The sequence below is a fragment of the Burkholderia ambifaria AMMD genome (genome assembly GCF_000203915.1).
Taxonomy (GTDB): Bacteria; Pseudomonadota; Gammaproteobacteria; order Burkholderiales; family Burkholderiaceae; genus Burkholderia; species Burkholderia ambifaria.
Map to the genome: position 1 here is coordinate 1,939,528 of NC_008391.1, position 26,058 is coordinate 1,965,585.

General features: G+C 68.3%; 19 protein-coding genes. 16 read left to right on the top strand and 3 right to left on the bottom strand.

Going from position 1 to position 26,058, the window contains the following annotated elements; translation table 11 throughout:
• The first annotated feature begins 159 nt into the window (after positions 1-159).
• From BAMB_RS24670 to BAMB_RS24695, 6 genes are all read left to right on the top strand, one after another.
• Entirely contained in the window at positions 160-1,308 is a 1,149-nt protein-coding gene (locus tag BAMB_RS24670) for an ABC transporter ATP-binding protein (RefSeq protein WP_011659870.1), read from the top strand.
• 8 nt (positions 1,309-1,316) lie between these two features.
• The gene (locus tag BAMB_RS24675; protein WP_011659871.1) at positions 1,317-3,308 is read left to right on the top strand and encodes a beta-galactosidase; all 1,992 of its coding nucleotides are present in this window, start codon (positions 1,317-1,319) and stop codon (positions 3,306-3,308) included.
• A 67-nt stretch (positions 3,309-3,375) separates the two neighbouring features.
• Positions 3,376-4,635 (top strand): ABC transporter substrate-binding protein, encoded by a 1,260-nt coding sequence (locus BAMB_RS24680; protein WP_011659872.1) that lies wholly within the window; start codon positions 3,376-3,378, stop codon positions 4,633-4,635.
• 60 nt (positions 4,636-4,695) lie between these two features.
• Entirely contained in the window at positions 4,696-5,640 is a 945-nt protein-coding gene (locus BAMB_RS24685; RefSeq protein WP_011659873.1) for a carbohydrate ABC transporter permease, read from the top strand.
• Between the two features lie 17 nt (positions 5,641-5,657).
• Positions 5,658-6,509, top strand: a complete 852-nt coding sequence (locus BAMB_RS24690; protein WP_011659874.1) for a carbohydrate ABC transporter permease — start codon at positions 5,658-5,660, stop codon at positions 6,507-6,509.
• A 186-nt stretch (positions 6,510-6,695) separates the two neighbouring features.
• Positions 6,696-7,817, top strand: a complete 1,122-nt coding sequence (locus BAMB_RS24695; RefSeq protein WP_011659875.1) for a Fic family protein — start codon at positions 6,696-6,698, stop codon at positions 7,815-7,817.
• Positions 7,818-7,911: 94 nt separating this feature from the next.
• Here the strand turns inward: BAMB_RS24695 and BAMB_RS24700 are convergent, their stop codons facing one another.
• A complete protein-coding gene (locus tag BAMB_RS24700) occupies positions 7,912-9,390 on the bottom strand; it encodes a nitronate monooxygenase (RefSeq protein ID WP_011659876.1) in 1,479 nt (492 codons plus the stop codon).
• A gap of 195 nt (positions 9,391-9,585) precedes the next feature.
• Positions 9,586-10,356 (bottom strand): transcriptional regulator GlcC, encoded by a 771-nt coding sequence (glcC, locus tag BAMB_RS24705; RefSeq protein WP_011659877.1) that lies wholly within the window; start codon positions 10,354-10,356, stop codon positions 9,586-9,588.
• Between the two features lie 223 nt (positions 10,357-10,579).
• Here glcC and glcD point away from each other — a divergent pair, with 223 nt between their 5' ends.
• The 8 genes from glcD to BAMB_RS24745 all read left to right on the top strand — a co-directional run bounded on the left by glcD (position 10,580) and on the right by BAMB_RS24745 (position 21,282).
• Entirely contained in the window at positions 10,580-12,079 is a 1,500-nt protein-coding gene (glcD, locus tag BAMB_RS24710; RefSeq protein WP_011659878.1) for a glycolate oxidase subunit GlcD, read from the top strand.
• Positions 12,079-13,161 carry a glycolate oxidase subunit GlcE gene (gene glcE, locus BAMB_RS24715; RefSeq protein WP_011659879.1) on the top strand — a complete coding sequence of 361 codons (1,083 nt, stop codon included), beginning with the start codon at positions 12,079-12,081 and terminating at the stop codon, positions 13,159-13,161. The genes glcD and glcE overlap by 1 nt, the downstream gene beginning before the upstream one ends.
• Before the next feature lie 24 nt (positions 13,162-13,185).
• A complete protein-coding gene (gene glcF / locus BAMB_RS24720; RefSeq protein WP_011659880.1) occupies positions 13,186-14,406 on the top strand; it encodes a glycolate oxidase subunit GlcF in 1,221 nt (406 codons plus the stop codon).
• A gap of 22 nt (positions 14,407-14,428) precedes the next feature.
• Entirely contained in the window at positions 14,429-14,833 is a 405-nt protein-coding gene (locus tag BAMB_RS24725; RefSeq protein WP_011659881.1) for a GlcG/HbpS family heme-binding protein, read from the top strand.
• Positions 14,834-14,869: 36 nt separating this feature from the next.
• Positions 14,870-17,044 carry a malate synthase G gene (locus BAMB_RS24730; protein WP_011659882.1) on the top strand — a complete coding sequence of 725 codons (2,175 nt, stop codon included), beginning with the start codon at positions 14,870-14,872 and terminating at the stop codon, positions 17,042-17,044.
• Positions 17,045-17,530: 486 nt separating this feature from the next.
• Complete coding sequence (locus tag BAMB_RS24735) at positions 17,531-19,093, top strand: sensor domain-containing diguanylate cyclase (protein ID WP_011659884.1); 1,563 nt, start codon at positions 17,531-17,533, stop codon at positions 19,091-19,093.
• Positions 19,094-19,226: 133 nt separating this feature from the next.
• Positions 19,227-20,606: a cache domain-containing protein gene (locus BAMB_RS24740; RefSeq protein WP_011659885.1), complete on the top strand. Its 1,380-nt coding sequence runs from the start codon at positions 19,227-19,229 to the stop codon at positions 20,604-20,606.
• Positions 20,607-20,637: 31 nt separating this feature from the next.
• Entirely contained in the window at positions 20,638-21,282 is a 645-nt protein-coding gene (locus tag BAMB_RS24745; protein WP_011659886.1) for a response regulator, read from the top strand.
• 110 nt (positions 21,283-21,392) lie between these two features.
• On the opposite strand, the gene BAMB_RS24750 is transcribed toward BAMB_RS24745, so the two are convergent.
• Positions 21,393-21,989 (bottom strand): MlaC/ttg2D family ABC transporter substrate-binding protein, encoded by a 597-nt coding sequence (locus BAMB_RS24750; RefSeq protein WP_041491702.1) that lies wholly within the window; start codon positions 21,987-21,989, stop codon positions 21,393-21,395.
• A 330-nt stretch (positions 21,990-22,319) separates the two neighbouring features.
• Here BAMB_RS24750 and hpnN point away from each other — a divergent pair, with 330 nt between their 5' ends.
• A complete protein-coding gene (gene hpnN / locus BAMB_RS24755) occupies positions 22,320-24,953 on the top strand; it encodes a hopanoid transporter HpnN (protein ID WP_011659888.1) in 2,634 nt (877 codons plus the stop codon).
• Positions 24,946-25,950, top strand: a complete 1,005-nt coding sequence (locus BAMB_RS24760) for an MlaA family lipoprotein (RefSeq protein WP_011659889.1) — start codon at positions 24,946-24,948, stop codon at positions 25,948-25,950. Before hpnN ends, BAMB_RS24760 begins: the two co-directional genes overlap by 8 nt.
• The last annotated feature ends 108 nt before the right edge of the window (positions 25,951-26,058 follow it).

A 26,058-nucleotide genomic window follows, 5' to 3' on the forward strand; every position in this document is an offset into this window, starting at 1 on the left:
TATTTGCTTCGCTCACCGAAGCGGCGCACTATCGCCGCACACCCTGCCGCCCGACCGACGGGCGCGACTCGGCCGCGATCGCTATCGGCTCTTTTTTTGATCGCGATGATTAAGCGCTTAAGCACTGATGAAAGCGCATTAAAACATGGAGCGGAGACAATGGCGAGCATCTCGATGCGACGCGTGCAGAAAGCCTATGGCGAGCACGCGCCGGTCATTCGCGACGTCGATCTGGAGATCGGCGCGCACGAGTTCTGCGTGTTCCTCGGCCCGTCCGGCTGCGGCAAGTCGACCCTGCTGCGGATGATCGCGGGCCTCGAGGACCTGAGCGACGGCGAGCTGTCGATCGACGGCCGCCGCGTCGACGACGTGCCGGCCGCCGAGCGCGGCGTCGCGATGGTATTCCAGAGCTACGCGCTGTTTCCGCACATGACGGTCTACGAGAACATGGCGTTCGGGCTGAAGCTCGCGCGCGTGCAGAAGGCCGAGATCGACCGGAAGGTGCGCGACGCCGCGCGGATCCTGCAGCTCGATACGCTGCTCGAGCGCAAGCCGAAGGCGCTGTCCGGCGGCCAGCGGCAGCGCGTCGCGATCGGCCGCGCGATCGTGCGGGAGCCCGGCGTATTTCTGTTCGACGAACCGCTGTCGAACCTCGACGCGGCGCTGCGCGGCCAGACACGCATCGAAATCGCGAAGCTGCACCGGCAGTTCGAACGCGCGAGCGTCGTCTACGTGACGCACGACCAGACCGAAGCGATGACGCTCGCCGACAAGATCGTGCTGCTGCACGCCGGCGCCGACACCGCGCAGCACGGCAGCATCGCGCAGATCGGCGCGCCGCTCGACCTCTATCACCATCCCGCCAGCCGCTTCGTCGCCGGCTTCATCGGCTCGCCGCGGATGAACTTCCTGCCGGCCGTCGTCATCGCCTGCGACGCGCAGCGCACGACCGTCACCGTCGTGCCGTCCGGCGAAACCTTCACGCTGCCGCGCGACGGAGCCGCGCTCGCGCCGGGCGCGACCGTCACGCTCGGCATCCGCCCCGAACACCTGACGCTCGGCGCCGCGCCCGACGCGACGACGCTCGCGCGCGACGTCGCGCTCGTCGAACGCCTCGGCGAGCAGACCTACGTGCACCTCGACCAGCCCGGCGGCACGCCGCTGATCGCGAAGGTGCCCGGCGACGCGCCGCTGCGCATCGGCGAGCGCGTGCACGCGCAGGCGCCGGCCGCGGCCTGTCACCTCTTCACCGAAGACGGCCGTGCGGTGCCCGCGCGCGCCGACGTTCCCGTCCACCACTACGCATAAGGATCGGCATGCGCCTCGGAGTCTGTTACTACCCGGAACACTGGCCGGAATCGATGTGGGCCGACGACGCCCGCCGGATGAAGGCACTCGGCATCGCGCAGGTGCGGATCGCCGAATTCGCGTGGAGCCGCATCGAGCCGTCGCCGGGCGAATACGACTGGGGCTGGCTCGACCGCGCGGTCGACGTGCTCGGCGCGGCCGGCCTCGAGATCGTGATGTGCACGCCGACCGCGACGCCGCCGAAATGGCTCGTCGACCGTCACCCCGACATCCTCGCGATCGGCGCGGATGGCCGGCCGCGCGGGTTCGGTTCGCGCCGCCACTACGACTTCTCGTCGCCGACCTATCTCGAAGCGTCGCGCCAGATCTGCACGGCGGTCGCCGAACGCTACGGCCGCCACCCGGCCGTCCGTTACTGGCAGACCGACAACGAGCTCGGCTGCCACCAGACGGTCGTCAGCTATTCGCCGGCCGCGCTCGTGCGCTTTCGCGAATGGCTGAAGGCGCGCTACGGCACGATCGACGTGCTGAACCGCGCGTGGGGCACCGTGTTCTGGAGCATGGAGTACCGGCATTTCGACGAAGTCGACGCGCCCATCGGCACCGTGACCGAAGCGCATCCGTCGCATCGCCTCGACTACCGGCGCTTCGCGTCCGACGAGGTCGCGCGCTATCACCGGATGCAGGTCGACGTGATCCGCGCGCATTCGCCAGGCCGGCCCGTCGCGCACAACTTCATGCAGCTGTTCACCGAGTTCGATCATTACGAAGTGGCGCGCGACCTCGACATCGCGACGTGGGACAGCTATCCGCTCGGCGCGCTCGAGGAGCAATGGTTCGCGCCCGAGCTGAAGGCGCGCTGGCTGCGCACCGGCCATCCGGATTTCGCGTCGTTCAATCACGATCTCTATCGCGGGATGTCGAAGCTGCCGTTCTGGGTGATGGAGCAGCAGCCGGGGCCCGTGAACTGGGCGCAGTGGAACCCCGCGCCGCTGCCGGGCATGGTGCGCCTGTGGAGCTGGGAAGCGTTCGCGCACGGCGCCGGCTGCGTGTCGTACTTCCGCTGGCGGCAGGCGCCGTTCGCGCAGGAGCAGATGCATGCGGGCCTGCACACGCCGGACGACCAGCTCGACGAAGGCGGCCGCGAAGCGCAGCGCGTCGCGCGCGAAATCGCCGCCGTGCTCGACGCCGGCGCCGATGCCGACGCGAACGGCGCGGTGCGCGCCCCCGTCGCGCTGGTGTTCGACTATGAAGCGAAGTGGCTCTTCGAAGTGCAGCCGCAAGGCGCCGATTTCCACTACCCGCGCTGCGCGTTCGAGTACTACTCGGCGCTGCGTTCGCTCGGCCTCGACGTCGACGTGATCTCCGCGCATGCGCCGCTCGACGGCTACCGGCTCGTCGTCGTGCCGCCGCTGCCGATCGTGCCGGACGACTTCGCGGCACGGCTCGCCGCATCGGGCGCGCATGCGGTGTTCGGCCCGCGCACCGGTTCGAAGACCGCCGACCTGCAGATTCCGCCGACGCTGCCGCCCGGCCCGCTCGCGTCGATCCTGCCGCTGCGCGTGTGGCGCGTCGAGTCGCTGCGGCCGAACGTGACCGAGCCGATCGACGGCAGGTTGCGCGACGGCTCGGCGTTCACCGGCGACGCACGCCGCTGGCGCGACCTCGTCGAGCTGCACGACGACGCCCACAGCGTCGTGCGCGCGCGCTTCGCCGACGGTCATCCGGCCTGCGTGTCGCACGGCGCGCTGCACTACTGGGCCGCGCTGTTCGACGACGCGACCACCGCGCGCCTGTTCGCCGACGTCGCGGCCGAAGCCGGCCTGACACCGTCGCCGCTCGGCGACGGCGTGCGCGTGAGCCGACGCGGCGGCCTGACCTACGTATTCAACTATGGCGGCACGCCGCACATGCTCGATGGGGTGCCGCCGTCCGCGTTCGTGGTCGGCGCCGCGCAGGTCGAGCCGCAAGGCGTCGCCGTGTATCGAAGCCGTTCGTAGCAACCGCCCCCGGCGCCGCGACGCGCCGGTCACGCACAACGACAGACACACAGGACTGGAGACACACATGACACATCGCCCCCTTCGCGTCGCCGCCCGGCTTGCGACCGCCGCCGCCATCGCGTTCGCTTCGCTCGGCGCCGCGGCGCCGGCCAGCGCGGGCACGCTGACGATCAACATCGCGTTCAAGGGCGCCAGCCAGCGCGCGGTCTGGCAGTCGACGATCGAGGCGTTCCACAAGGCCCATCCCGACATCGACGTGAAGCCCACCTTCGTCGACGAGGAAGCGTACAAGGTGCAGCTCCCCGCGTGGCTCACGACCGTCGCGCCCGACGTGGTCAACTGGCACGCGGGCGAGCGCATGGCGTACTACGCGAAGCGCGGGCTGTTCGAGGACCTGAGCGGCGACTGGGCGAAGAACGGCTGGGACGCGATGTACGCGTCGACGCGCAGCGCATCGTCGTACAACGGCAAGCAATACGCGGCGCCGACCGTCTATTACTCGTGGGGGCTGTTCTACCGCAAGGACCTGTTCCGCAAGGTCGGCATCGCCGACGAGCCCAAGACCTGGGACCAGTTTCTCGATGCGTGCAAGAAGCTGAAGGCGGCCGGCATCACGCCGATCGCGGTCGGCGGCCGCGACGCGTGGACGCTCGCCGGCTGGTTCGACTATCTCGACCTGCGCCTGAACGGCAACGCGTTCCACCAGCAGCTGATGGCCGGCGACGTGCCGTACACGGACCCGCGCGTGAAGAAGGTCTATACGACGTGGAAATCGCTGATCGACTCGGGCTACTTCATCGACAACGCGCTGTCCTACGATCTCGACGGCGCGCAGCCGTTCCTGTTCCAGGGCAAGGCCGCGATGATGCTGATGGGCACCTTCATCGCGGCCGGCTTTCCGCCGAACGTGAAGCAGGAAATGGGCTATTACCGGTTCCCGATCATCGACCCGAAGGTGCCGACCGCCGAGGACGGCCCGGTCGAATCGCTGCACATCCCGACCAAGGCGAAGAACAAGGCGGACGCGCATACGTTCCTCGCGTTCGTCGAAACGCCCGAGATGGGTGCGAAGCTCGCGGAAGGGCTCGGCTCGCTGTCGGCCAACAGCAAGTCGCCGGAGCCGGCCGATCCGATTTCGCGGATCGGCTTCCGGATCCTCGCCGACACCAAGGGCGGCGTCGCGCAGTTCTATGACCGCGACATGACCAAGGAAATGGCCGACGAAGGGATGAAGGGGATGCAGCAGTTCCTCGCGAATCCCGCGCAGCTCGATACCGTGCTCGCGCAGCTCGAACAGACCCGCAAGCGGATCTACAAGAAGTAACCGCGTGACCCATGCGGCGGCCGCGTGTGCGTGCCGCCGTGTCCGCCCAGGAGGCTTGCCGTGTCCCGTCCGATCACGTCCACCCCGCCCGCCGGCGCCACGCCACCGCGTGGTGCATCCGCCGCCACCGCGTTGCGCGCGCGCCGCCCGTCGCCCGCCGTGCGGCGGCAACAGCGCGCCGCGTGGCTCTTTCTCGCGCCCGCGTGTGCGATGGTTGCCGTCTATGTGATCTGGCCGATCCTGTCGACGCTGTGGCTGAGCCTCTGCAACTGGGACGGGATGACCGAGCGCACGTTCGTCGGTCTCGCGAACTACGTCGAGCTGCTGCATGCGCCGACCTTCTACACCGCGCTGCGCAACAACGTGATCTGGCTTGCGCTGTTCATGCTCGCGCCGCCGCTCGGCCTCGCGCTCGCGCTGTACCTGAACCAGGCGGTGGCCGGCATCCGGCTCGTGAAGTCGCTGTTCTTCGCGCCGTTCGTGCTGTCCGGCGTGGTGGTCGGGCTGATTTTCTCGTGGTTCTACGATCCGACCTTCGGGCTGCTCGCGCTGATCGCCGGACACGGAATCCCGGTGCTCGGCGATGCGCGCTATGCGACCTTCGGCATCGTGTTCGCCGCGCTGTGGCCGCAAACCGCGTACTGCATGATCCTGTACCTGACCGGCCTCACGTCGGTCAACCCGGAGCAGATCGAAGCGGCGCGGATGGAAGGCGCGCGCGGCTTCGCGCTGCTGTGGCACGTCGTGCTGCCGCAGTTGCGCCCGACCACGTTCATGGCGATCGTCGTCACGGTGATCGGTGCGCTGCGCAGCTTCGACCTGATTTCGGTGATGACGGGCGGCGGCCCGTTCGAGAGTTCGACCGTGCTCGCGTATTACATGTATGACCAGGCGATCAAGTACTACCGGCTCGGCTATTCCACGTCGATCGCGGTCGTGCTGTTCGCGATCATGCTCGTCTACATCGTGTTCCAGTTGCGCCGCATGCTGCGCAACGAGCAATAACCTGACTGGTGGCCATCATGTTTCCGACTCCCGTTGCTCAATGGAAGCCTGTCTCGCGCCGGCTGTACAAGCTGTCGCTGCCCGTCGCGCTCGTGATCTGGCTGCTGCCGATGATCGCGGTGTTCGTCACGTCGGTGCGCTCGACCGAGGAGCTGGTCGAAGGTCACTACTGGGGCTGGCCGCGGCACTTCTCGATGATCAGCAACTATCGCGACGCGCTGACCACGTCGCCGATGCTGCATTACTTCTGGAACAGCGTGCAGATCACGGTGCCGTCGGTGATCGGGTCGATCGCGCTCGCGGCGATGGCGGGCTTTGCGCTCGCGACCTACAAGTTTCGAGGGAGTACCGCACTGTTCGGGACGTTCGTCGCGGGGAATTTCGTGCCGGTGCAGGTGTTGATGATTCCGGTGCGGGACTTGTCGCTGCGGCTCGGCGTGTTCAACACCGTCGAGGCGCTGATCCTGTTTCATGTCGCGTTTCAGACGGGGTTCTGCACGCTGTTCCTGCGTAACTTCATCAAGCAGTTGCCGTTCGAATTGATCGAGGCCGCGCGGATTGAAGGGGCGGGCGAATGGACGGTGTTCTGGCGGATCGTGTTGCCGCTGATCCGGCCTGCGTTGGCCGCGCTCGCGATTCTCGTGTTCACGTTCGTATGGAACGACTACTTCTGGGCGCTGTGTCTCACGCAAGGCGACGAGGCCGCGCCGATCACCGCGGGCGTTGCCGCGTTGAAGGGGCAATGGACGACGTCGTGGAATCTCGTGTCGGCCGGGTCGATTCTCGCCGCATTGCCGTCGGTCGCGATGTTCTTCGCGATGCAGAAGCATTTTGTCGCGGGGCTGACGTTCGGGGCGACGAAAGGGTGAGCCGACGCTAATCGCTGATTGCAGATTCTGATCTCCTCCTCTTTCATCGAGAGGTTGCCCGCTTCGGCGGGCTTTTTTTGGGTTCCGTTTCCGGTGTGACGGTGCGGTGAATAGAGCGGCCATTCTCCGCATAATTTGCGGTGAATATTGAATCGTGCGGCGAATCGGTGGGATAATCTCCGCATCATGAGCGGAGATTACACTTTCATCTGGGAGTCGGCCGACTGGCCTGCATGGCGCTTCGACCTCCCGACACTCGCCGCGCCACTCGCCGACGTCAGCCGTGCGCAAGGCATGCTGGTCGGGCGACTGACGGATATCGGCTTGTCGCTGCGCGCCGAGGCCAGCCTGGCCGCGCTGACGGAGGACGTCGTCAAGACCAGTGCCATCGAGGGCGAAAGCCTGAACGTCGCATCGGTTCGATCGTCGATTGCGCGCCGGCTGGGTGTCGATATCGGTGCGCTGGCGCCAGTCGATCGCCACGTCGAGGGCGTGGTCGACATGGTGCTGGATGCGACGACCCATTCGGCGGCGCCGGTCACCGAAAGCCGCTTGTGCGGGTGGCATGCCGCCCTTTTCCCGACCGGCTATTCGGGAATGTCGCGCATCACGGTCGGCGCATGGCGTACGGACGCGAGCGGCCCGATGCAGGTGGTGTCCGGGCCGATCGGCCGGCAGCGCGTGCATTTCGAAGCACCGCCCGCCTCGCGCCTGACCGGCGAGATCCACCGCTTTCTCGCATGGCTCAATGCGTCGCCGGCCGAGCCTTTGCTGATCCGGGCCGGCCTGGCCCACCTGTGGTTCGTCACGCTCCACCCGTTCGACGACGGCAACGGCCGTATCGCGCGCGCGCTCGGGGATCTGGTGCTGGCGCGCGCCGACGGGAGCCCACAACGTTTCTATAGCCTGTCGGCGCAAATCCAGCGCGAACGCAACGCGTACTACGACGTGCTGGAGCGTACGCAGCGCGGTTCGCTCGACGTCACCGAATGGCTCGCGTGGTTTCTGAACACCCTGGGGCGGGCCGTCGATCACGCGCACACGACGCTCAATGCGGTCCTGGTCAAGGCGCGCTTCTGGCAACGATATGCGGGCCTCGCGATGAACGAACGCCAGGCCAAGGTCATGAACCGCTTGCTCGACGGCTTCGAAGGAAAGATGACGACCACCAAATGGGCAGCCCTCGCAAAGTGCTCGCAAGATACGGCGCTGCGCGATATCGGCGAACTCGTGTCGCACGGTGTGCTGCGTCGTTCGTCGTCCGGCGGCCGGAGCACGAGTTACGAGCTGGCGCCGTTCGACGGCTGACGCCATCGCCGGCAAGCGTAGCCGGACTGCCGTCGTGGTTTCCCGCCTTTCGGCTCTCCCGCCGAGTCGGACGCCGGATGTCTCGCAGGGCCGACTATGCGTCGCCCGCCCCACCCTCCCTCAACCGCGCATCCACCGCACCGATGTTCTTCTCATGCGCGACCAGCATCAACGACAGCGCGTGATGGATGTCCGGATCCGCGAGCGTCGGCAGCAGCGCCCGCAGCTTGCGCACGACCCATCGCTGGCCGCGGTTCAAAAACGTTATCCGCTCGGCTAAGTCGTCGATCGCCATCGCCTTTTCATAGAACGACCCGGTCGCGCGCGTCGGCGTCGCGCCGAGCGTGCGGATCGCATCGACCAGCACGCTGCACCAGTGCGCTTCGTCCTGGCGAATATGCGCGATCAGCCGACGCAGTTCGGGATCGTCATGGACCTCGGCCGCCGTCTCCGACGCGACGCGGGCTCCCGCGCGCTCCGCCTCCAGCAATTCATCGAGCGCCGCGAGCAAGGCCGCCCGGTTTTCATCCGTGTCGTCTGCCGATGAAGCCGCGTTTTTCTCGACGATCGCCGCCGCATCGAGCACGATCCGGCGCAGCACGTCGCCGGCCGATTCGATCGCGCCGATCCTTCCGGCACCCGTGCCCGCATACAGCGCCATCGCCTCGAAATCGCCCGTCATCGTGCGCAGCGGCGAATCGGTGCTGAACAGGTAGATCGGCCGCCCTTCCTCGTCACCGATCACGACGCGCTCGTCGCCGAACGGATCGCCCCGCTCGCCGCGCGTCACGCTCGACGGCAGCACCCGAACCCGCGCACCGCGCGGCCAGTTGATGTGAAAGATATCGGTCAACAGCGTATCGCCGTCGCGCGCATCGACGATCCGCTGCTGGTGGTACGCATGCGCGAACGACTCGTGCGTCGCGATGAAGGCCGTGCCCATCACCGCGCCCTGCGCGCCGAGCGCCATCGCGGCGGCCACGTCCGCGCCGTCGACGATCCCGCCTGCCGCGAGCACCGGCAAGCGCGTCGCGCGCACCACGTCGGGCAGCAACTCGGCCAGAGGCCGATCGCCACGCACATGGCCGCCGGCCTCATGCCCCTGAACGATCAGCACCTGTGCACCCGCGGCCTCGGCCGCACGCGCATCGTCGAGCGACCCGACCTGATGAACCACCCGCACGCCCGCGTCGCGCAGACGCCGCACGACGCCCGGCATCACGTCCCAGAACAGCGCGACGACGGGCACACGCAACGCGATACACGCGTCGAGCTGGGCATCGAGCAATTCGGGTGGCGTCGACGCGGGAATCAGGTTGATGCCGAACGGCCGGTCGGTGGCCGCGCGCACCTGTTCGACCTCGCGCCGGATCAGCGCGACCGGCTCGCGCACCATCCCGAGAAAGCCGAACCCGCCGGCCGCGCTTACGGAGCTCGCGAGCTCCGCCCGCGCGACGCCGCCCATGCCGGCGAGCACGATCGGCCACGCACAGCCGAGCAGGTCACAGACGGGGCGATTCAGGATCTGGACGGCGCGAGCCGCGGGCCCGTCGTCACGCATTGGAATCGACATGCAGCGTCCTCCTTCAAGGATCGGCGGCGCGTCACGGTCAACCGCCAGCGCGCGTGTCGCGCGAAGGCGAAACGGGTCGTGTCGGGCCACGCATCGAATGGATCACATTGTGACATATTCGATCGCGGGACCGCACCGCTAGCCCGATTTGCTTGATACACGTCATGGCGCCAATGCCCGCTCCGCTCATCCGGCTCAGGTCCACCCTTCGAGCCGCAACGTCGACCGCACAAGCCGCTGCTCCTCTTGCTCGATCTCGCGCAGATAGTCGACGCACTGCCGGATATGCTCGCTCGCGGCCTTGCGGGCTTGATCAGGCAGCCGCCCTGTCACCGCGTTATAAAGCCGCGCATGCTGCCGGTCGATCTGCTTCTTCAACGGCTCGCGGTGATAGAGGTTATTCACCGACGCGAACACGGAACTGAGCAGCAGATCGGTCAGCGACTGCAGCGTATTCACAAGCACCGGATTGTGCGACGCCTCGCAGATCGCGAGATGGAACGCATGGTCGAGCTTCGCCCGCGCGGCGGGATCGAGATCCTGCGCATCGGCCGCCGTCATTTCCTCATAGCGACGCTTGATCAGGATGAAATCGGCCGGCGTACCGCGCAGCGCCGCGAGCCGTGCGGCTTCGGTCTCGAGCATCCCGCGCACCTCGAACAGGTCGTACAGCGTGCGCGGCTGCGAGCCGAGCAAATGCATCATCGGCGAGACTTCGCGCTGCGGGGTCAGGCTCGCGACGAACGAACCCTTGCCGTGCGTCGTGTCGATGATCCCGCGCGCACGTAGCAGCTTCATCCCTTCGCGCACGGCCGTGCGCGACACGCCGAGCTTCTCCGTGAGCCGCCGCTCGGACGGCAGCGCCTGTCCGGCCTTCAGCACGCCGTCGACGATCAGTTGCTCGATCCGCTCGGCGACGACATCGGCGACATTGCGCGCCGGCGCTTGTCGAACTTGCGTTTCCATACTGGTATGACCACTTCGGGGGGATATCGCCGATTTTCTCACAAACCCTTGTGTCGATTGGGTTTCCCGTCACCGCAAACCCCACCCGCCAGGCCCACTTCGAAAAACTGGTACGACCACGTTCGCGACGTCTGGACACGCACGGGCCGCCCGCCAAGAATGCCGTTCATCCGGTGCGCCGCGGTTGCCGCGGCCGCCTGCATGGTGGAGACGGAGACACACGATGAGTTTCATCTACGACGAACGGATCGACGGCCCGCTGGCGACTGTCGACCGCGACACGCTCGTCGCCGCGCTCGCTGCGGCGGCGCCCGGCCTCGACGTGCTGCACGAGCGCGAGGCACTGAAGCCGTTCGAATGCGATGGCCTCGCCGCGTACCGCACGGTGCCGCTCGCGGTCGTGCTGCCCGACACGGTCGAGCAGGTGCGCGCGGTGCTGCGCGTCGCGGCCGCGCACGGCGTGCCGGTCGTCGCGCGCGGCGCGGGCACCGGCCTGTCGGGCGGCGCGATGCCGCTCGAAAAAGGCATCCTGCTCGTGATGGCGAAGTTCAACCGGATTCTCGAAATCGACGCCGATGCCGGCATCGCGCGCGTGCAGCCCGGCGTGCGCAACCTCGCGATCTCGCAGGCCGCCGCGCCCTACGACCTCTACTACGCGCCGGACCCGTCGTCGCAGATCGCCTGCTCGATCGGCGGCAACGTCGCCGAAAACGCGGGCGGCGTGCACTGCCTGAAATACGGGCTGACGGTGCACAACATCCTGAAGGTCGAGATCCTGACGATCGACGGCGACTTGCTGACGCTCGGCGCCGACGCGCTCGACGCACCCGGCTTCGACCTGCTCGCGCTGTTCACCGGCTCCGAAGGCATGCTCGGCATCGTCACCGAAGTGACGGTGAAGCTGCTGCCGAAACCGCCGAGCGTGAAGGTGCTGATGGCGAGCTTCGACGACGTCGCCGAAGCCGGCGCGGCGGTCGCGCGGATCATCGGCGCGGGCGTGATCCCGGGCGGGCTCGAGATGATGGACAACCTCGCGATCCGCGCGGCCGAGGACTTCATCCATGCAGGCTATCCGGTCGATGCGCAGGCGATCCTGCTGTGCGAACTCGACGGCGCGGCGACCGATGTCGAAGAAGACGCCGAACGCGTCGCCGCGCTGCTGCGCGACGCCGGCGCGTCGGAGATCCGCGTCGCACGCGACGAGGCCGAGCGGCAGCGCTTCTGGGCCGGCCGCAAGAACGCGTTTCCGGCGGTCGGCCGCATGTCGCCCGACTACTACTGCATGGACGGCACGATCCCGCGCCGCGAGCTGCCGCGCGTGCTCGAAGGGATCGCGGCGTTGTCCGCGCAATACGCGCTGCCGGTCGCGAACGTGTTCCATGCGGGCGACGGCAACATGCATCCGCTGATCCTGTTCGACGCGAATCGTCCCGGCGAACTCGACCGCGCGGAAGCGCTCGGCGGCAAGATCCTCGAGCTGTGCGTCGCGGTGGGCGGCAGCATCACCGGCGAACACGGCGTCGGGCGCGAGAAGATCAACCAGATGTGCGTGCAGTTCAACGCCGACGAAATCACGTTCTTCCACGCGGTGAAGGCCGCGTTCGATCCGCGCCGCCTGCTCAATCCCGGCAAGAACATCCCGACGCTGCACCGTTGCGCCGAATTCGGCGCGATGCACGTCCATCACGGCAAGCTGCCGTTCCCCGACTTGGAGCGCTTCTGATGCGACGCGAACGCGAACCCGAATCGATCGACGACAGCGCGGCGCTCGTCGCGCAGGTCGACGCCGCGATCCACGATCGCCAGCCGCTGCTCATCCGCGGCGCGGGCACGAAGTCCTTTCTCGGCCGCGCCGTCGAAGGCCGCACGCTCGACGTGCGCACGCACCGCGGCATCGTCGCGTACGACCCGACCGAACTCGTGATCACCGCACGCGCAGGCACGCCGCTCGCCGAACTCGACGCGATGCTCGACGCGGCCGGCCAGATGCTGCCGTGCGAGCCGCCCACGTTCGGCGGCGCGGCCACGGTCGGCGGGATGTTCTCGGCCGCGCTGTCGGGGCCGCGCCGCCCGTGGGCGGGCGCGGTGCGCGATTTCGTGCTCGGCTGCCGCGTGATCACCGGCCACGCGAAGCACCTGCGCTTCGGCGGCGAGGTGATGAAGAACGTCGCGGGCTACGACGTATCGCGGCTGCTTGCGGGCAGCTTCGGCTGCCTCGGCGTCGTGACGGAAGTGTCGCTGAAGGTGCTGCCGAAGCCGCGCGCGAGCCGCGATCTCGCATTGCCGCTCACGGCAGCCGAAGCCGTGCAGCGCGTGGCCGGATGGCGTCGCGCGGGGCTGCCGCTCGCGGGCGCGTGCCACGCGGACGGCGTGCTGCGCGTGCGGCTCGAAGGCGGCGAGGGCTCGGTGAAGGTCGCGCACGAAACGATCGGCGGCGAGAACATGGACGATCGCGCCGACGGCTTCTGGGGCCGGCTGCGCGACCTGTCCTTGCCGTTCTTCGACGATCCGCGCCCGCTGTGGCGCGTGTCGGTGCCGGCCGCCGCGCCGCTCGATGCGCTGCCCGGCGCGCTGCTGGTCGACTGGGGCGGCGCGCAGCGCTGGCTGAAGAGCGACGCCGCGCCGGCCGACGTGCAGCGATTCGCCGCGCAGTGGGGCGGCCATGCGAGCTGCTTCACGCCCGGCGCGACGCACGAGCCGTTCCAGCCGCTGCCGGCCGCGCTGCTGCGCGTGCACCGGCAGTTGAAGGCGCAACTCGATCCGCACGCGATCTTCAATCCCGGCCGCCTGTACGCGGACCTCTGACGCCTACCCGACTGCGAACCGCCGATGCAAACCAATCTCAGCGAAGCAAGCAAGGCCCTCGACCGGGCCGATGAAGCGGAAGCGATCCTGCGCGCGTGCGTGCACTGCGGCTTCTGCAACGCGACCTGCCCGACCTATCAGGTGCTCGGCAACGAGCTCGACGGGCCGCGCGGACGCATCTACCTGATCAAGCAAATGCTCGAAGGCGAGCCGTGCGGCGAGCGCACGCAGCAGCATCTCGACCGTTGCCTGACCTGCCGCAACTGCGAAACGACCTGCCCGTCCGGCGTGCGCTATCACACGCTGCTCGACATCGGCCGCGCGGAAGCCGAGAAGCGCGCGCGACGTCCGGCCCGCGAGCGCCTGCTGCGCGCCGGCCTGCGTCACGTCGTACCGCGGCCGGCGACGTTCGCCGCGCTGCTGAAGGCGGGCCGCGCGCTGCGCCCGCTGCTGCCCGGCACGCTGCAGGACAAGATCCCGGCCACCGTGCCGGCGGCCGCGCCGCGCCCGCCGGTGCGCCATGCACGACGCGTGCTGATGCTCGAAGGCTGCGTGCAGCCTTCGCTGTCGCCGAACACCAACGCGGCCGCGGCCCGCGTGCTCGACCGGCTCGGCATCAGCGTGACGCCGGCCCGCGAAGCCGGCTGCTGCGGCGCGACCGAATATCACCTGAACGCGCAGGAGGCCGGGCTCGCACGCGCACGCCGCAACATCGATGCGTGGTGGCCCGCGATCGAGGCCGGCGCGGAAGCGATCGTGCTGACGGCGAGCGGCTGCGGCGCGTTCGTGAAGGAATACGGCGACCTGCTGCGCTCCGACCCCGCGTATGCGGACAAGGCGCGGCGCGTCAGCGCCCTCGCGCGCGACCTCGCCGAAGTGATCGCGGCCGAGCCGCTCGACGCGCTGGCCGACGCAACGCAACGCCGCGTCGCGGTGCACTGCCCGTGCACGCTGCAGCACGCGCAGCGGCTCGGCGGCGCTGTGGAAAGCATCCTGCGGCGGCTCGGCTTCGATCTGACGAATGTCGCCGACGGCCACCTGTGCTGCGGGTCGGCCGGCACCTATTCGCTCACGCAGCCCGAACTCGCGACCCGACTGCGCGACAACAGGCTCGACGCGCTCGAAGCCGCGCGGCCGGACCTGATTGTCACGGCCAACATCGGCTGCCAGACTCACCTGAACGGCGCGGGCCGTACGTCCGTGCGCCACTGGATCGAGCTCGTCGACAACCGATTGGTCAACTGACCGCTGATTCCGGAGGACTTCCATGCAAACGAAACCCGAACTCGAACTCGCGGACGTCGAGCGCATGCTCGCCGCCGCCCGCGCGGAAGCGGAGCACCACGGCTGGGCCGTGTCGATCGCCATCGTCGACGACGGCGGCCACCTGCTCGCGTTCGCGCGTCTCGACGGCGCATCGCCGGCCAGCAGCTACATCGCGCACGACAAGGCGCGCGCGGCGGCGCTCGGCCGGCGTGAGACGAAGGCGTATGAGGATATGATCAACGGTGGCCGCACCGCGTTTCTGAGCGTGCCGCTGACGGGGTTGCTCGAAGGCGGCGTGCCGGTCATGGTGGACGGCCGCATTGCGGGCGCGATCGGTGTGTCTGGCGTAAAGTCCGAACAGGACGCCCAGATCGCCCGCGCCGGCACACAAAGCGTCGCGGCCTGATCCGCGCGCGTTTTTCATTCCCCGGGAGGAATCACGATGATCGACCAAGCAGGACTGCAAGTCGCGCCAGCGCTGAGCCAGTTCATTGAAAACGAAGCATTGCCGGGCACCGGTATCGACAAGGCCGCGTTCTGGAGCGGTTTCTCGGCGCTGGTGCACGACCTCGCGCCGCGCAACCGCGAGTTGCTCGCGGAACGCGACCGCCTCCAGCACGAACTCGACACGTGGCATCGCGCGCATCCCGGCCCGGTGCGCGACCATGCCGCGTTTCGCGCGTTCCTCGAACAAATCGGCTACCTCGTGCCGGTCCCGGCGAACGTCGCGGCAGCCACCGCGAACGTCGACAGCGAGATCGCGACGCAGGCCGGCCCGCAGCTCGTCGTGCCGCTGTCGAACGCGCGCTATGCGCTGAACGCCGCGAACGCACGCTGGGGCAGCCTGTACGACGCGCTGTACGGCACCGATGCGCTGCCAGAGGACGGCGGCGCCGAACGCACGTCGGCCTACAACCCGACACGCGGCCAGCGCGTGATCGACTACGCGCGCAACGTGCTCGACAACGCGGCGCCGCTCGCGAGCGGCTCGCACCGCGACGCGCTGCGCTATCGCGTGGAGGACGGCCAGCTCGCCGTCGAGACGGGCAAGGGCGTCGTGCACCTCGCGCACCCGGCGCAATTCGTCGGCTACCAGGGCGCGGCGGGCGCGCCGTCCGCGATCCTGCTGAAAAACAACGGCCTGCACATCGAGATCCAGATCGACGCGTCGACCCCCATCGGTCGCGCCGATCTCGCGAACGTGAAGGACGTCGTGCTCGAAGCCGCGGTCAGCACGATCATCGACTGCGAGGATTCGGTCGCGGCGGTCGATGCCGAAGACAAGGTCCAGCTGTATCGCAACTGGCTCGGGCTGATGCAGGGCACGCTGGTCGAGGAAGTCGCGAAGGGCGGCAAGACCTTCACGCGCCGCCTGAACGCCGATCGCGAATACACGACGCCGGCCGGCGGCACGCTGTCGCTGCACGGCCGCTCGCTGCTGTTCGTGCGCAACGTCGGCCACCTGATGACCAACGGCGCGGTGCTCGACCGCGACGGCAACGAGATTCCGGAAGGGATTCTCGACGGCGTCGTCACCACGCTGTGCGCGCTGCACGACCTGAAGGCCAAGCGCAATTCGCGCACGGGCTCGATCTACATCGTGAAGCCGAAGATGCACGGCCCCGTCGAAGTCGCGTTCGCCGACACGCTGTTCGCGCGCATCGAGGATCTGTACGGCCTGCCGCGCAACACGCTGAAGATGGGCATCATGGACGAGGAGCGCCGCACCAGCGTGAACCTCGCCGCATGTATCGCGGCCGCCGCCGCGCGCGTCGCGTTCATCAACACCGGCTTCCTCGACCGCACCGGCGACGAGATGCACACCGCGATGGAAGCGGGCCCGATGATCCGCAAGGGCGAGATGAAGTCGTCGGCGTGGATCACCGCATACGAGCGCAACAACGTGCTCGCGGGCCTGTCGGCCGGCTTGCGCGGCCGCGCGCAGATCGGCAAGGGCATGTGGGCGATGCCGGACCTGATGCACGCGATGCTCGAGCAGAAGATCGCGCATCCGCGCGCCGGCGCGAACACCGCGTGGGTGCCGTCACCGACCGCCGCGACGCTGCACGCGCTGCACTACCACCAGGTCGATGTGCAGGCCGTCCAGCAGGAGCTGGAGAAGACGTCCTACGCGAGCGAACGCGACGCGCTGCTCGAAGGGCTGCTGACCGTGCCGGTCGTCGAGCGCGCCGCCTGGAGCGAAAGCGAGATCCTGAGCGAGGTCGAGAACAACGCGCAGGGCATCCTCGGCTACGTGGTGCGCTGGGTCGAACAGGGCGTCGGCTGCTCGAAGGTGCCCGACATCCACGACGTCGGCCTGATGGAAGACCGCGCGACGCTGCGCATCTCGAGCCAGCACATCGCGAACTGGCTGCGCCATGGCGTGATCACCGAGGCGTTCGTGCTCGACGTGTTCAAGCGGATGGCGCGCGTCGTCGACCAGCAGAACGCGGGCGACCCGAACTACCGCCCGATGGCGCCTGACTACGGCCAGTCCACCGCGTTCAAGGCCGCGTGCGCGCTGGCGCTGCAGGGCACGTCGCAGCCGAGCGGTTATACCGAGCCGCTGCTGCATCGGTTCCGGCTCGCGTTCAAGGCGCAACAACAGGGCGCGTGAGCGTTCGCATGCGGGCTTTCCCGCATGCGGCTTCACGACACGGGCGGCCATTTCGGCCGCCCGTTTTCGTATGCGGATTCACGCGGACGCTGAAAACGGATAATCGATCCGTATCGCTCGGCCTTCGGCGCAGAGCCTTGTACTGCAACGCTTGCGCGCACGCTCGGCAAGCGTCGGCCGGCGCGATAATTTGATCCGGATCAATGGCTTGCAACATTTTTCGCGCTCGATAATGCCCGCGCTATACTCGGACCATTGCGCGCCGCGATTCGTCGGATCGTCGAATCGCGGCAGATCTATCTCGCCGGTGCGCCGGTAATCCGGCGGCTTATCCGGCTGCGATGATCGATGATCGCGCCCGCGTTTCCTGTCGGTCGGGCGGAATGCGTATCGGGGGCCGCGTAACGGATCGCCGCCGGCCAATCAATACGAACACACTCGCATCGGCCCGCCGCCCGGCGGCGATGCCCCCTCGATCCACGGACCATGGCAGAAACCGACTACGCAATGCCCAGCGAATCCGGCCTGACGGGCCGTGTCGCCGCTCATCTGCGCCGGCTCCTGCTGCCGCACCTGATCTTCTATTCGGGGCTGCTGCTCGGCCTGCTCCTGCTGCTGCTGTGCGGAATCGTGCTGTACGAGGCACGCATCGACGCGCGCGACCGTGCGCGCATCACGCAGCACAACATCGCGTTGATGGCGTCGTGGGACATCGAGCGCAACATCGAGTTCTTCGCGCTGTCGCTGCAGGCTGTCGTCGAAGGCGAGAACGATCCGGCGGTCGTCGCGCTGCCGATGCCGCTGCGCCGCCAGGTGCTGTTCGATCGCGCGACCACCGCCAAGTATCTCGGCGGCATCTATGTGCTCGACGCGAACGGCGACATTGCGGTCGACGGCAAGAGCGACGTGCCGCGCAAGGCCAATTTCGGCAACGAACGGTATTTCACCGTGCATCGCGACCATCCGGACGTCGGCCTGTACGTCAGCGATCCGTACCATTCGCGGCTGCGCGCCGGCTCGCCGAGCATCGCGCTCAGCCGGCGCATCACGCGCCCCGACGGGTCGTTCGGCGGCGTCGCCGTGATATCGATCCGGCTCGAATATTTCCAGAACCTGTTCTCGCGCCTCTCCCTCGGCGATCGCGGGTCGATGGCGCTGATCAATACGTCCGGGCTGATGCTCGCGCGCCAGCCGTACGAACCGGCGATCGTCGGGCGCAACATCAGCAAGGCCAGCACGTTCCGGCACTTCATGACCGCCAGCGAAGGCAGCTTCTCCGACACCGCGTCGATCGACGGCGTGCGGCGCCTGTACGTGTTCCGGCACCTCGAGAACCTGCCGCTGATCATCATGGTCGCGCGCTCGGAAGCCGACACCTACGCCGCGTGGTACGACCGCGCGATCCCGATCGGCTCGGCGATGGCCGTGCTCGCAATCGGCTTCGTCGGCCTGTCGCTGCTGCTCGACGTGCAGTTGCGCAAGCGTCACCGCGCGGAAACCGAACTGCAGGCGCTCGCGCGCACCGACGGCCTCACCGGCCTCGACAACCGCCGGATGCTCGACGTCACGCTCGCACGCGAATGGCGCCGCGCGGCGCGTTCGCAGCACGCGCTGTCGCTGCTGTTCGTCGACGTCGATCACTTCAAGCGCTACAACGACACGCAGGGCCACCAGGCCGGCGACGACGCGCTCGCCGCGGTCGCCCGCTGCATCGCCGGCTGCCTGCGCCGTCCGGCCGACTATGCGGCCCGTTACGGCGGCGAGGAGTTCGTCGTCGTGCTGCCCAATGTCGACACGAACGGCGCCGTGACGATCGCCGAAGCGATCCGCACCGGCATCCTCGATCTCGGCATCCGGCACGACACGGGCGTGTCCGGCCGCCTGACCGCAAGCATCGGCGTGACGACCTGCTATCCGGAACGCGACGACAGCATCCAGGCCGCGCTGAAGCTCGCCGACGACGCGCTGTACCGCGCGAAGGAATCCGGGCGCAATCAGGTCGTCGTACTGACGTCCTCGTCCGTCGAACGCATGCCGCGGCGCGCCTGAGCGCGGCGTCGGGCCGGCCCCTCCGGCTGCCACACCGCCGCCTGCGGGCAAAATCGCCGACAATGTCGGCTCGCCGCGCCGCCGCGCGACACACGCGGCCGCCGGCCCGCGTCCGCGTCTGCTTCGCACCACCATGAGACTCAAGGCAAAGATTTTCCTTCTGGCCATCGTGCCGTTCCTGCTCGCGATCGCCGGCATCGGCTTCGGCGTACGCCAGCAGGCGACGTCGCTCGCGCGCACGCAGCACGCGACGATCCAGGCCGCCTACCTGTCGAGCAAGGAAGTCGAGCTGAAGCATTACGTCGAGCTCGCGACGAGCGCGATCATGCCGCTGTACGACGCGAGCGGCCGCAATGCGCGCGACGAGGGGCTACTGCGCACACAGGCGCTCGCGATGCTGCAGAAGATGGATTTCGGCCCCGACGGCTATTTCTTCGTATACGACCTGCACGGCAATTCGCTGATGCATCCGCGCGAGCCCGAGCGCGTCGGCCACAACTTCTGGTCGATGCGCGACCCGCAAGGCGCGCTGACGATCCAGCAACTGATCGGCGCCGCGTCGCACGGCGGCGGCTACGTGCGCTACGCGTGGCAGCGGCCGTCGACGGGCAAGGTCGCGCCGAAGCTCGGCTACGTCGTCGCGCTCGAACGCTGGGGCTGGATGGTCGGCACCGGCATCTATCTCGACGACGTCGACACCGCGCTGCAACGCATCGACGCGCGCGCGTCCGCGAACATCGAGCGCACGATGAGCTGGCTCACCGCGATCGCGCTGACCGGCGCGGCGGTGATCGCCGTGTGCGCGCTGGTGCTGAACGTCAGCGAATCGCGCAGCGCCGATGCGAAGCTCAAGCAGCTCGCGCAGCGCGTCGTCGAATCGCAGGAGCAGGAGCGCGAGCGGCTGTCGCGCGAGCTGCATGACGGGATCAGCCAGATGATGGTGTCCGCGAAGCTGATGCTCGAGTCCGCGCTCGCGCGATTCGAGCGCGGCGCGACGCGCATGCCCGAAGCCGAGCAGGCGCTCGCGACGGGGGTCGGACGGCTCGGCGACACGCTGCGCGAAGTGCGGCGCATCTCGCATGCGCTGCGCCCGGCGATGCTCGACGATCTCGGCCTCGCGGCCGCGCTCGAGCAGCTCGTGCGCGAACTCGGCGCGGAGAGCGGCATCGACATCGGCTATACGCAGGTTGCGCACAGCGGCGCGCGGCCGTTGCCCGCGCCGGTCAATACGGCGCTGTTCCGGATTGCACAGGAAGCGCTCAGCAACATCGTGCATCATGCGCAGGCGTCGCGCGCGGCCGTCACGCTCGACGTCGGCGCGCATGCCGTCAGACTGACCATCGCCGACAACGGCTGCGGCTTCGACGCCGAGCGGACCCAGACCGATGCACGCCGCGGCATCGGGCTGCGCAACATGCGCGAGCGCCTCGACGCGCTCGGCGGCACGCTGACGATCACGTCGCAGGTCGGCCACACCGTCGTGGCCGCGCGCGTGCCGCTGCGCGCCGCCTGACGAGCACCACCATAACCGGAGACCTTTGCCCATGAGCGCCCCCGACACTGACCGGCCCGCCGCCCGACTGCTGCTCGTCGACGACCACCCGCTGGTGCGCGACGGCCTGCGGATGCGGCTCGAGGCGGCCGACCTGTCCGTGGTCGGCGAAGCCGGCAACGCCGACGAAGCGCTCGCGCTGGCCGCGTCGCTCGAGCCCGATCTCGCGCTGATGGACGTCGGCATGAACGGGATGAACGGCATCACGCTCGCCGGCGTGTTCCACGAACGCTTTCCGGGGATTCGCGTGCTGATGCTGTCGATGCACGACAACATCGAGTACGTGACGCAGGCCGTGCGCGCCGGCGCGAGCGGCTACCTCCTGAAGGATTCGCCGGCGAGCGAGATCGTCCGCGCGATTGGCGCGGTGCTGGCCGGGCAGACGTTCTTCAGCGAAGGGCTCGCGGCACGGATGATCCAGGCGAGCGCGACCGCGTCGCCGCTCGACCGCTTGACGCCGCGCGAACGCGACATCCTCGACGCGCTGGCCGAGGGGCTGTCGAGCAAGCAGATCGCGCAGCAGACGGGGTTGTCGGTGCGCACGGTGGAAACCCATCGGCTGAATCTGAAGCGCAAGCTCGAGATCGAAGGGCAGGCGGAGCTGATCAAGTTCGCGGTCGAGCATCGGCGGCGATAGGGCGCGCCCGGCGCCCCGTCATTGCGAACGCGAAGCCGCCGCCGCAACAAAAAAGGCGCCCCGAGGGCGCCCTTCATGCATACCGACCCAAACGGATCGGCAAGCGGCGATCAGTTCGTCCGCGAGTTGTGCTTCTGCAGATACGCGATCAGGCCGTCGATGCCGCCCGTTGCGAGCTGGCTCTTGAACTGCCCCTGGTAGACCTGGATCAGCCACGCGCCCGACATGTCGATGTCGTAGATCTTCCAGTCGCTGCCGACCTTGCCGAGCCGGTAGCCGACCGACTGGCTGTCGCCCGGCGTCGTGACCGTCGACTGCACCAGCGCATCGGCACCCGACGCGCCGCCTGGCTTGAACGAGAACTTCGCGTCCTGGTTGCCGAGCTGCGCGAGCGACGCGGCATAGGTGCGCGTCATCAGCACCCTGAACTGCTTGTAGAGTTCCTGCTGCTGTTGCGGCGTCGCCTGCTTCCAGGCATCGCCGACCGCGATGCGCGTCGTGCGCTCGAAGTTCGTCACCGGCAGGAAGCGCTGCTCGACGACTTGCGTGATTTTCGCCATGTCGCCGCCGCGTGCAGCCGGATCGGCCTTCATCGCGTTGACGGTGCCCTCGACCGCATTGCGGACGATGTCGACCGGCGCGCTCTGCGCGAAAGCGGAAACCGACACGGCGGCGGCCGCGACGAAAGCAAACAGATGACGTTTCATACGGATATCGCACTCGATGAGAAAAAACGGGCCGGCGGATTGCATCGATTGCATCGGCCGGTGGGTCGAAGTATAGCGGCCCGAACGCCCGCCTGCCGCCCGGTGACCGACTGTTACCTTTGAGCCCCTTTTGTCACAGGACCGCCGCCGCGGCACGATTCGGGCCGATTATGTAAATATCCGCTTACCAATGGTCCGATCATTCGCGCCGATTCCCTCGCCGCGGAGCAAATATCCTTCCCGCCCCTTCATGCTGCAACGTTGCGACCGACGTCACGCGGCGCCGGTATACTCGTTGCTTTGCCCTTGCCAGCCCCATCGCACCGCCACATGGTGACATCTCTCATCGTCCGACTCGTCGCATTGTCGGTACGCCGCCCCGTCTGGGTCGTCGTGCTGTCGCTCGTCATTGCCGTCTTCAGCGGCGTCTATGTCGCGCAGCACTTCAAGATCAACACGGACATCAGCAAACTGGTCGACGCGGAACCGCAGTGGGCCGCGCTCGGCAAGGCCGTCGACAAGGCCTTCCCGCAACGCAACGGCACGATCCTCGCGGTGGTCGAGGCGCCGGCGCCCGAATTCGCGACGGCCGCCGCGCACACGCTCACCGAAGCGCTGCAGAAGCAGGCCGACGCCGGCCGGATCGGTCAGGTCGCTGAACCCGGCGGCGGGCCGTTCTTCGAGCACAACGGGCTGCTGTTCCTGTCGTCGCAGGAAGTGTCGGACACCACGTCGCAGCTCGCGAGCGCGCGTCCGCTCGTCAACGAACTCGCGAAGAACCCGAGCCTGACCGGGCTCGCGACCACGCTGTCCACCACGCTCGGCCAGCCGCTCCTCACCGGCCAGGTGAAGCTGCCCGCGATGGCGAAGCTGCTCGCGCGCAGCGCCGCGACGGTCGACGACGTGCTCGCCGGCAAGCCGGCCGCGTTCTCGTGGCGCGGGCTGGTCGACAGCGATGCCGCGCGCCAGCCCGCCCGCGCGTTCGTCACCGTGCAGCCGGTCGTGAACTACGGCGCGCTGAAGGCCGGTGCGGAAACGACCCAGGTGATCCGCGACACCGCGCAAGCGCTCGGCCTCGAGCAACGCTACGGCGCGGTCGTGCGCCTGACCGGCGAACAGCCGCTCGCCGACGACGAATTCGCGTCGGTGGAAGACGGCGCCGCGCTCAACGGCGCGCTCACGCTGCTCGCCGTGCTCGTGATCCTGTGGCTCGCGCTGCGCTCGAAGCGGATGATCGGCTCGGTGCTCGTCACGCTGTTCGTCGGCCTCGTCGTGACGGCCGCGCTCGGCCTCGCGATGGTCGGTTCGCTGAACATGATCTCGGTCGCGTTCATGGTGCTGTTCGTCGGCCTCGGCGTCGACTTCTCGATCCAGTACGGCGTGAAGTACCGCGAGGAACGCTTCCGCGATGAACGCATCGATCACGCGCTGATCGGCGCCGCGCACTCGATGGGCATGCCGCTCGCGCTCGCCACCACGGCGGTCGCGGCGAGCTTCTTCTCGTTCATCCCCACCGCCTATCGCGGCGTGTCCGAGCTCGGCCTGATCGCGGGCGTCGGGATGTTCGTCGCGCTGCTGACCACGCTCACGCTGCTGCCCGCGCTGCTGCGCCTGTTCGCGCCGCCGGGCGAATCGAAGACGCCGGGCTTTCCGTGGCTCGCACCGGTCGACGATTTCCTCGATCGCCATCGCAAGCCGATCCTGATCGGCACGCTCGCGGTCGTGATCGGCGCGCTGCCGCTGCTCGCGTTCCTGCACTTCGACTTCAACCCGCTGCACCTGAAGGATCCGCACAGCGAATCGATGGCGACGCTGCTCGCGCTGAAGGATTCGCCCGAAGCGGCCGTCAACGACGTCACGCTGCTCGCGCCGTCGCTCGCCGAGGCCGACGCGGCCGCGAAGCGCCTCGACGCGCTGCCGGAAGTCGGCCGCACGACGACGCTCACGACCTTCGTCCCGGCCGACCAGCCGGCCAAGCGCGCGGCGATCGCCGCGGCCGCGAGCGAGCTGCTGCCCGCGCTGACGCAGCCGGCCGCGCCGAAAGCGACCGACGCGCAGCGCGTCGCCGCGCTCAAGCGCGTGTCCGACCTGCTGGGCTACGCGGCGGAAGATCACCCGGGCCCGGGCGCGGCTGCCGCCCAGCATCTGTCGGCATCGCTCGCGAAGCTCGCCGCCGCCGACAGCGCGACGCGCGACCGCGCCGAACACGCGTTCTCCGACACGCTGCGCATCGCGCTGAACCAGCTCGCGACGCTGCTGCAGCCGCAGGACGTCACGCGCGAATCGCTGCCGCCGCCGATCGTGCGCGACTGGGTCGCGCCGGACGGCCATGCGCTCGTGCAGATTTCGCCGAAGGTGCCGAAGGGCGTCGACCCGAACGACGACACGATGCTGCGCCGCTTCGCGAAGGCGGTGAAGGCCGCGGAGCCGGGCGCGACCGGCGGCCCGATCTCGATCCTGCATTCGGCCGACACGATCATCAACGCGTTCCTGCACGCGGCGCTGTGGTCGATCATCTCGATCACGATCCTGCTGTGGGTCACGCTGCGCCGCTTCGGCGACGTGCTGCGCACGCTGGTGCCGCTGCTCGTGTCGGGCCTCGTGACGCTCGAGATGTGCGTGCTGCTCGGCATGTCGCTGAACTTCGCGAACATCATCGCGCTGCCGCTGATGCTCGGCGTCGGCGTCGCGTTCAAGGTGTACTTCGTGATGGCGTGGCGCGCGGGACAGACGGGCCTGCTGCACTCGAGCCTCACGCACGCGGTGCTGTTCAGCGCCGCGACGACGGCAACCGCCTTCGGCAGCCTGTGGCTGTCGCATCATCCGGGCACGTCGAGCATGGGCAAGCTGCTCGCGCTGGCGTTGACCTGCACCCTGATCGGCGCCGTGGTGTTTCAGCCCGTCCTGATGGGCAAACCGCGCGTCAAACGCGCCCAGAACCAATCGCAAGGAAACAATGAATAAGGTGCGAATCATTGCGGCGACCGTCGCTGCCAGCACGGTGCTGAGCGGCTGCGCGACCGGCCCGAACCGCAACCCCAACGACCCGCTCGAGCCGATGAACCGGGCGATGTACAAGTTCAACGACACGGTCGACACGAACATCGCCGTGCCGATCGCGAAGGGTTACCAGAAGATCACGCCGACGCCGATGCGCACCGCGATCAGCAACTTCTTCTCGAACCTCGGCGATCTCGGCAACATGGCGAACAACCTGCTGCAGTTGCGCATCACCGATGCGACGCAGGATCTGATGCGCGTGGCGATGAACTCGGTGTTCGGCGTCGCCGGCCTGATCGACATCGCGACGCCGGCCGGGCTGCCGAAGCATCACCAGGATTTTGGGCTGACGATGGCGCGCTGGGGCATGCCGTCCGGCCCGTACCTCGTGCTGCCGGTGTTCGGGCCGAGCACGATCCGCGACGGCGTCGGCCGCGCGGTGGACGTCCGCTTCAACCTGCTGAACTACATCGAGCCGGCCGCGCGCAATCCGATGTACATCGCGCAGTTCATCAGCGCGCGTTCGGATCTGCTCGGTGCGACCGACCTGCTGAAGCAGGCGGCGCTCGATCCGTACTCGTTCGTCCGCGATGCGTATCTGCAGCAGCGCAAGTCGCTGACGTATCGCGGCCAGTCGGCGTCGGCCACGCCGCCGAACTACGCCGAGCCGGGCGAGGCGGGCGCGGTGCCGGCGGCCGCTCCGGCCATGCCGGGCTTGCCGAACTACGAGGATCCGGGTGAAGCGGGCGGCGCATCGGGCGCGGCGCCGAACAACGCGCCGGCCGCGCTGGGGTTGCCGCAGTACGACGATCCGGGTGCCGACGGTGCGATGCCTGCGAGCGCGCCTGCCGCGGCGCCGGCGGCTGCATCCGCTGGTGCGACGACGGCGCCGGCCGCCAACGGCGCGCCGATCGCGCCGGCGATGCCGACCCTGCCCGCGAGCACCCCGGCTGCGCAGTAACGCGACACGGAATCCGCCGGAAAGCCGAAGAGCGCTGCATCATGCAGCGCTCTTTTTTTATGCCTACGCGGACGAAAAAAGAAGGGGAAGAGGAGAAGCGGCGAACGC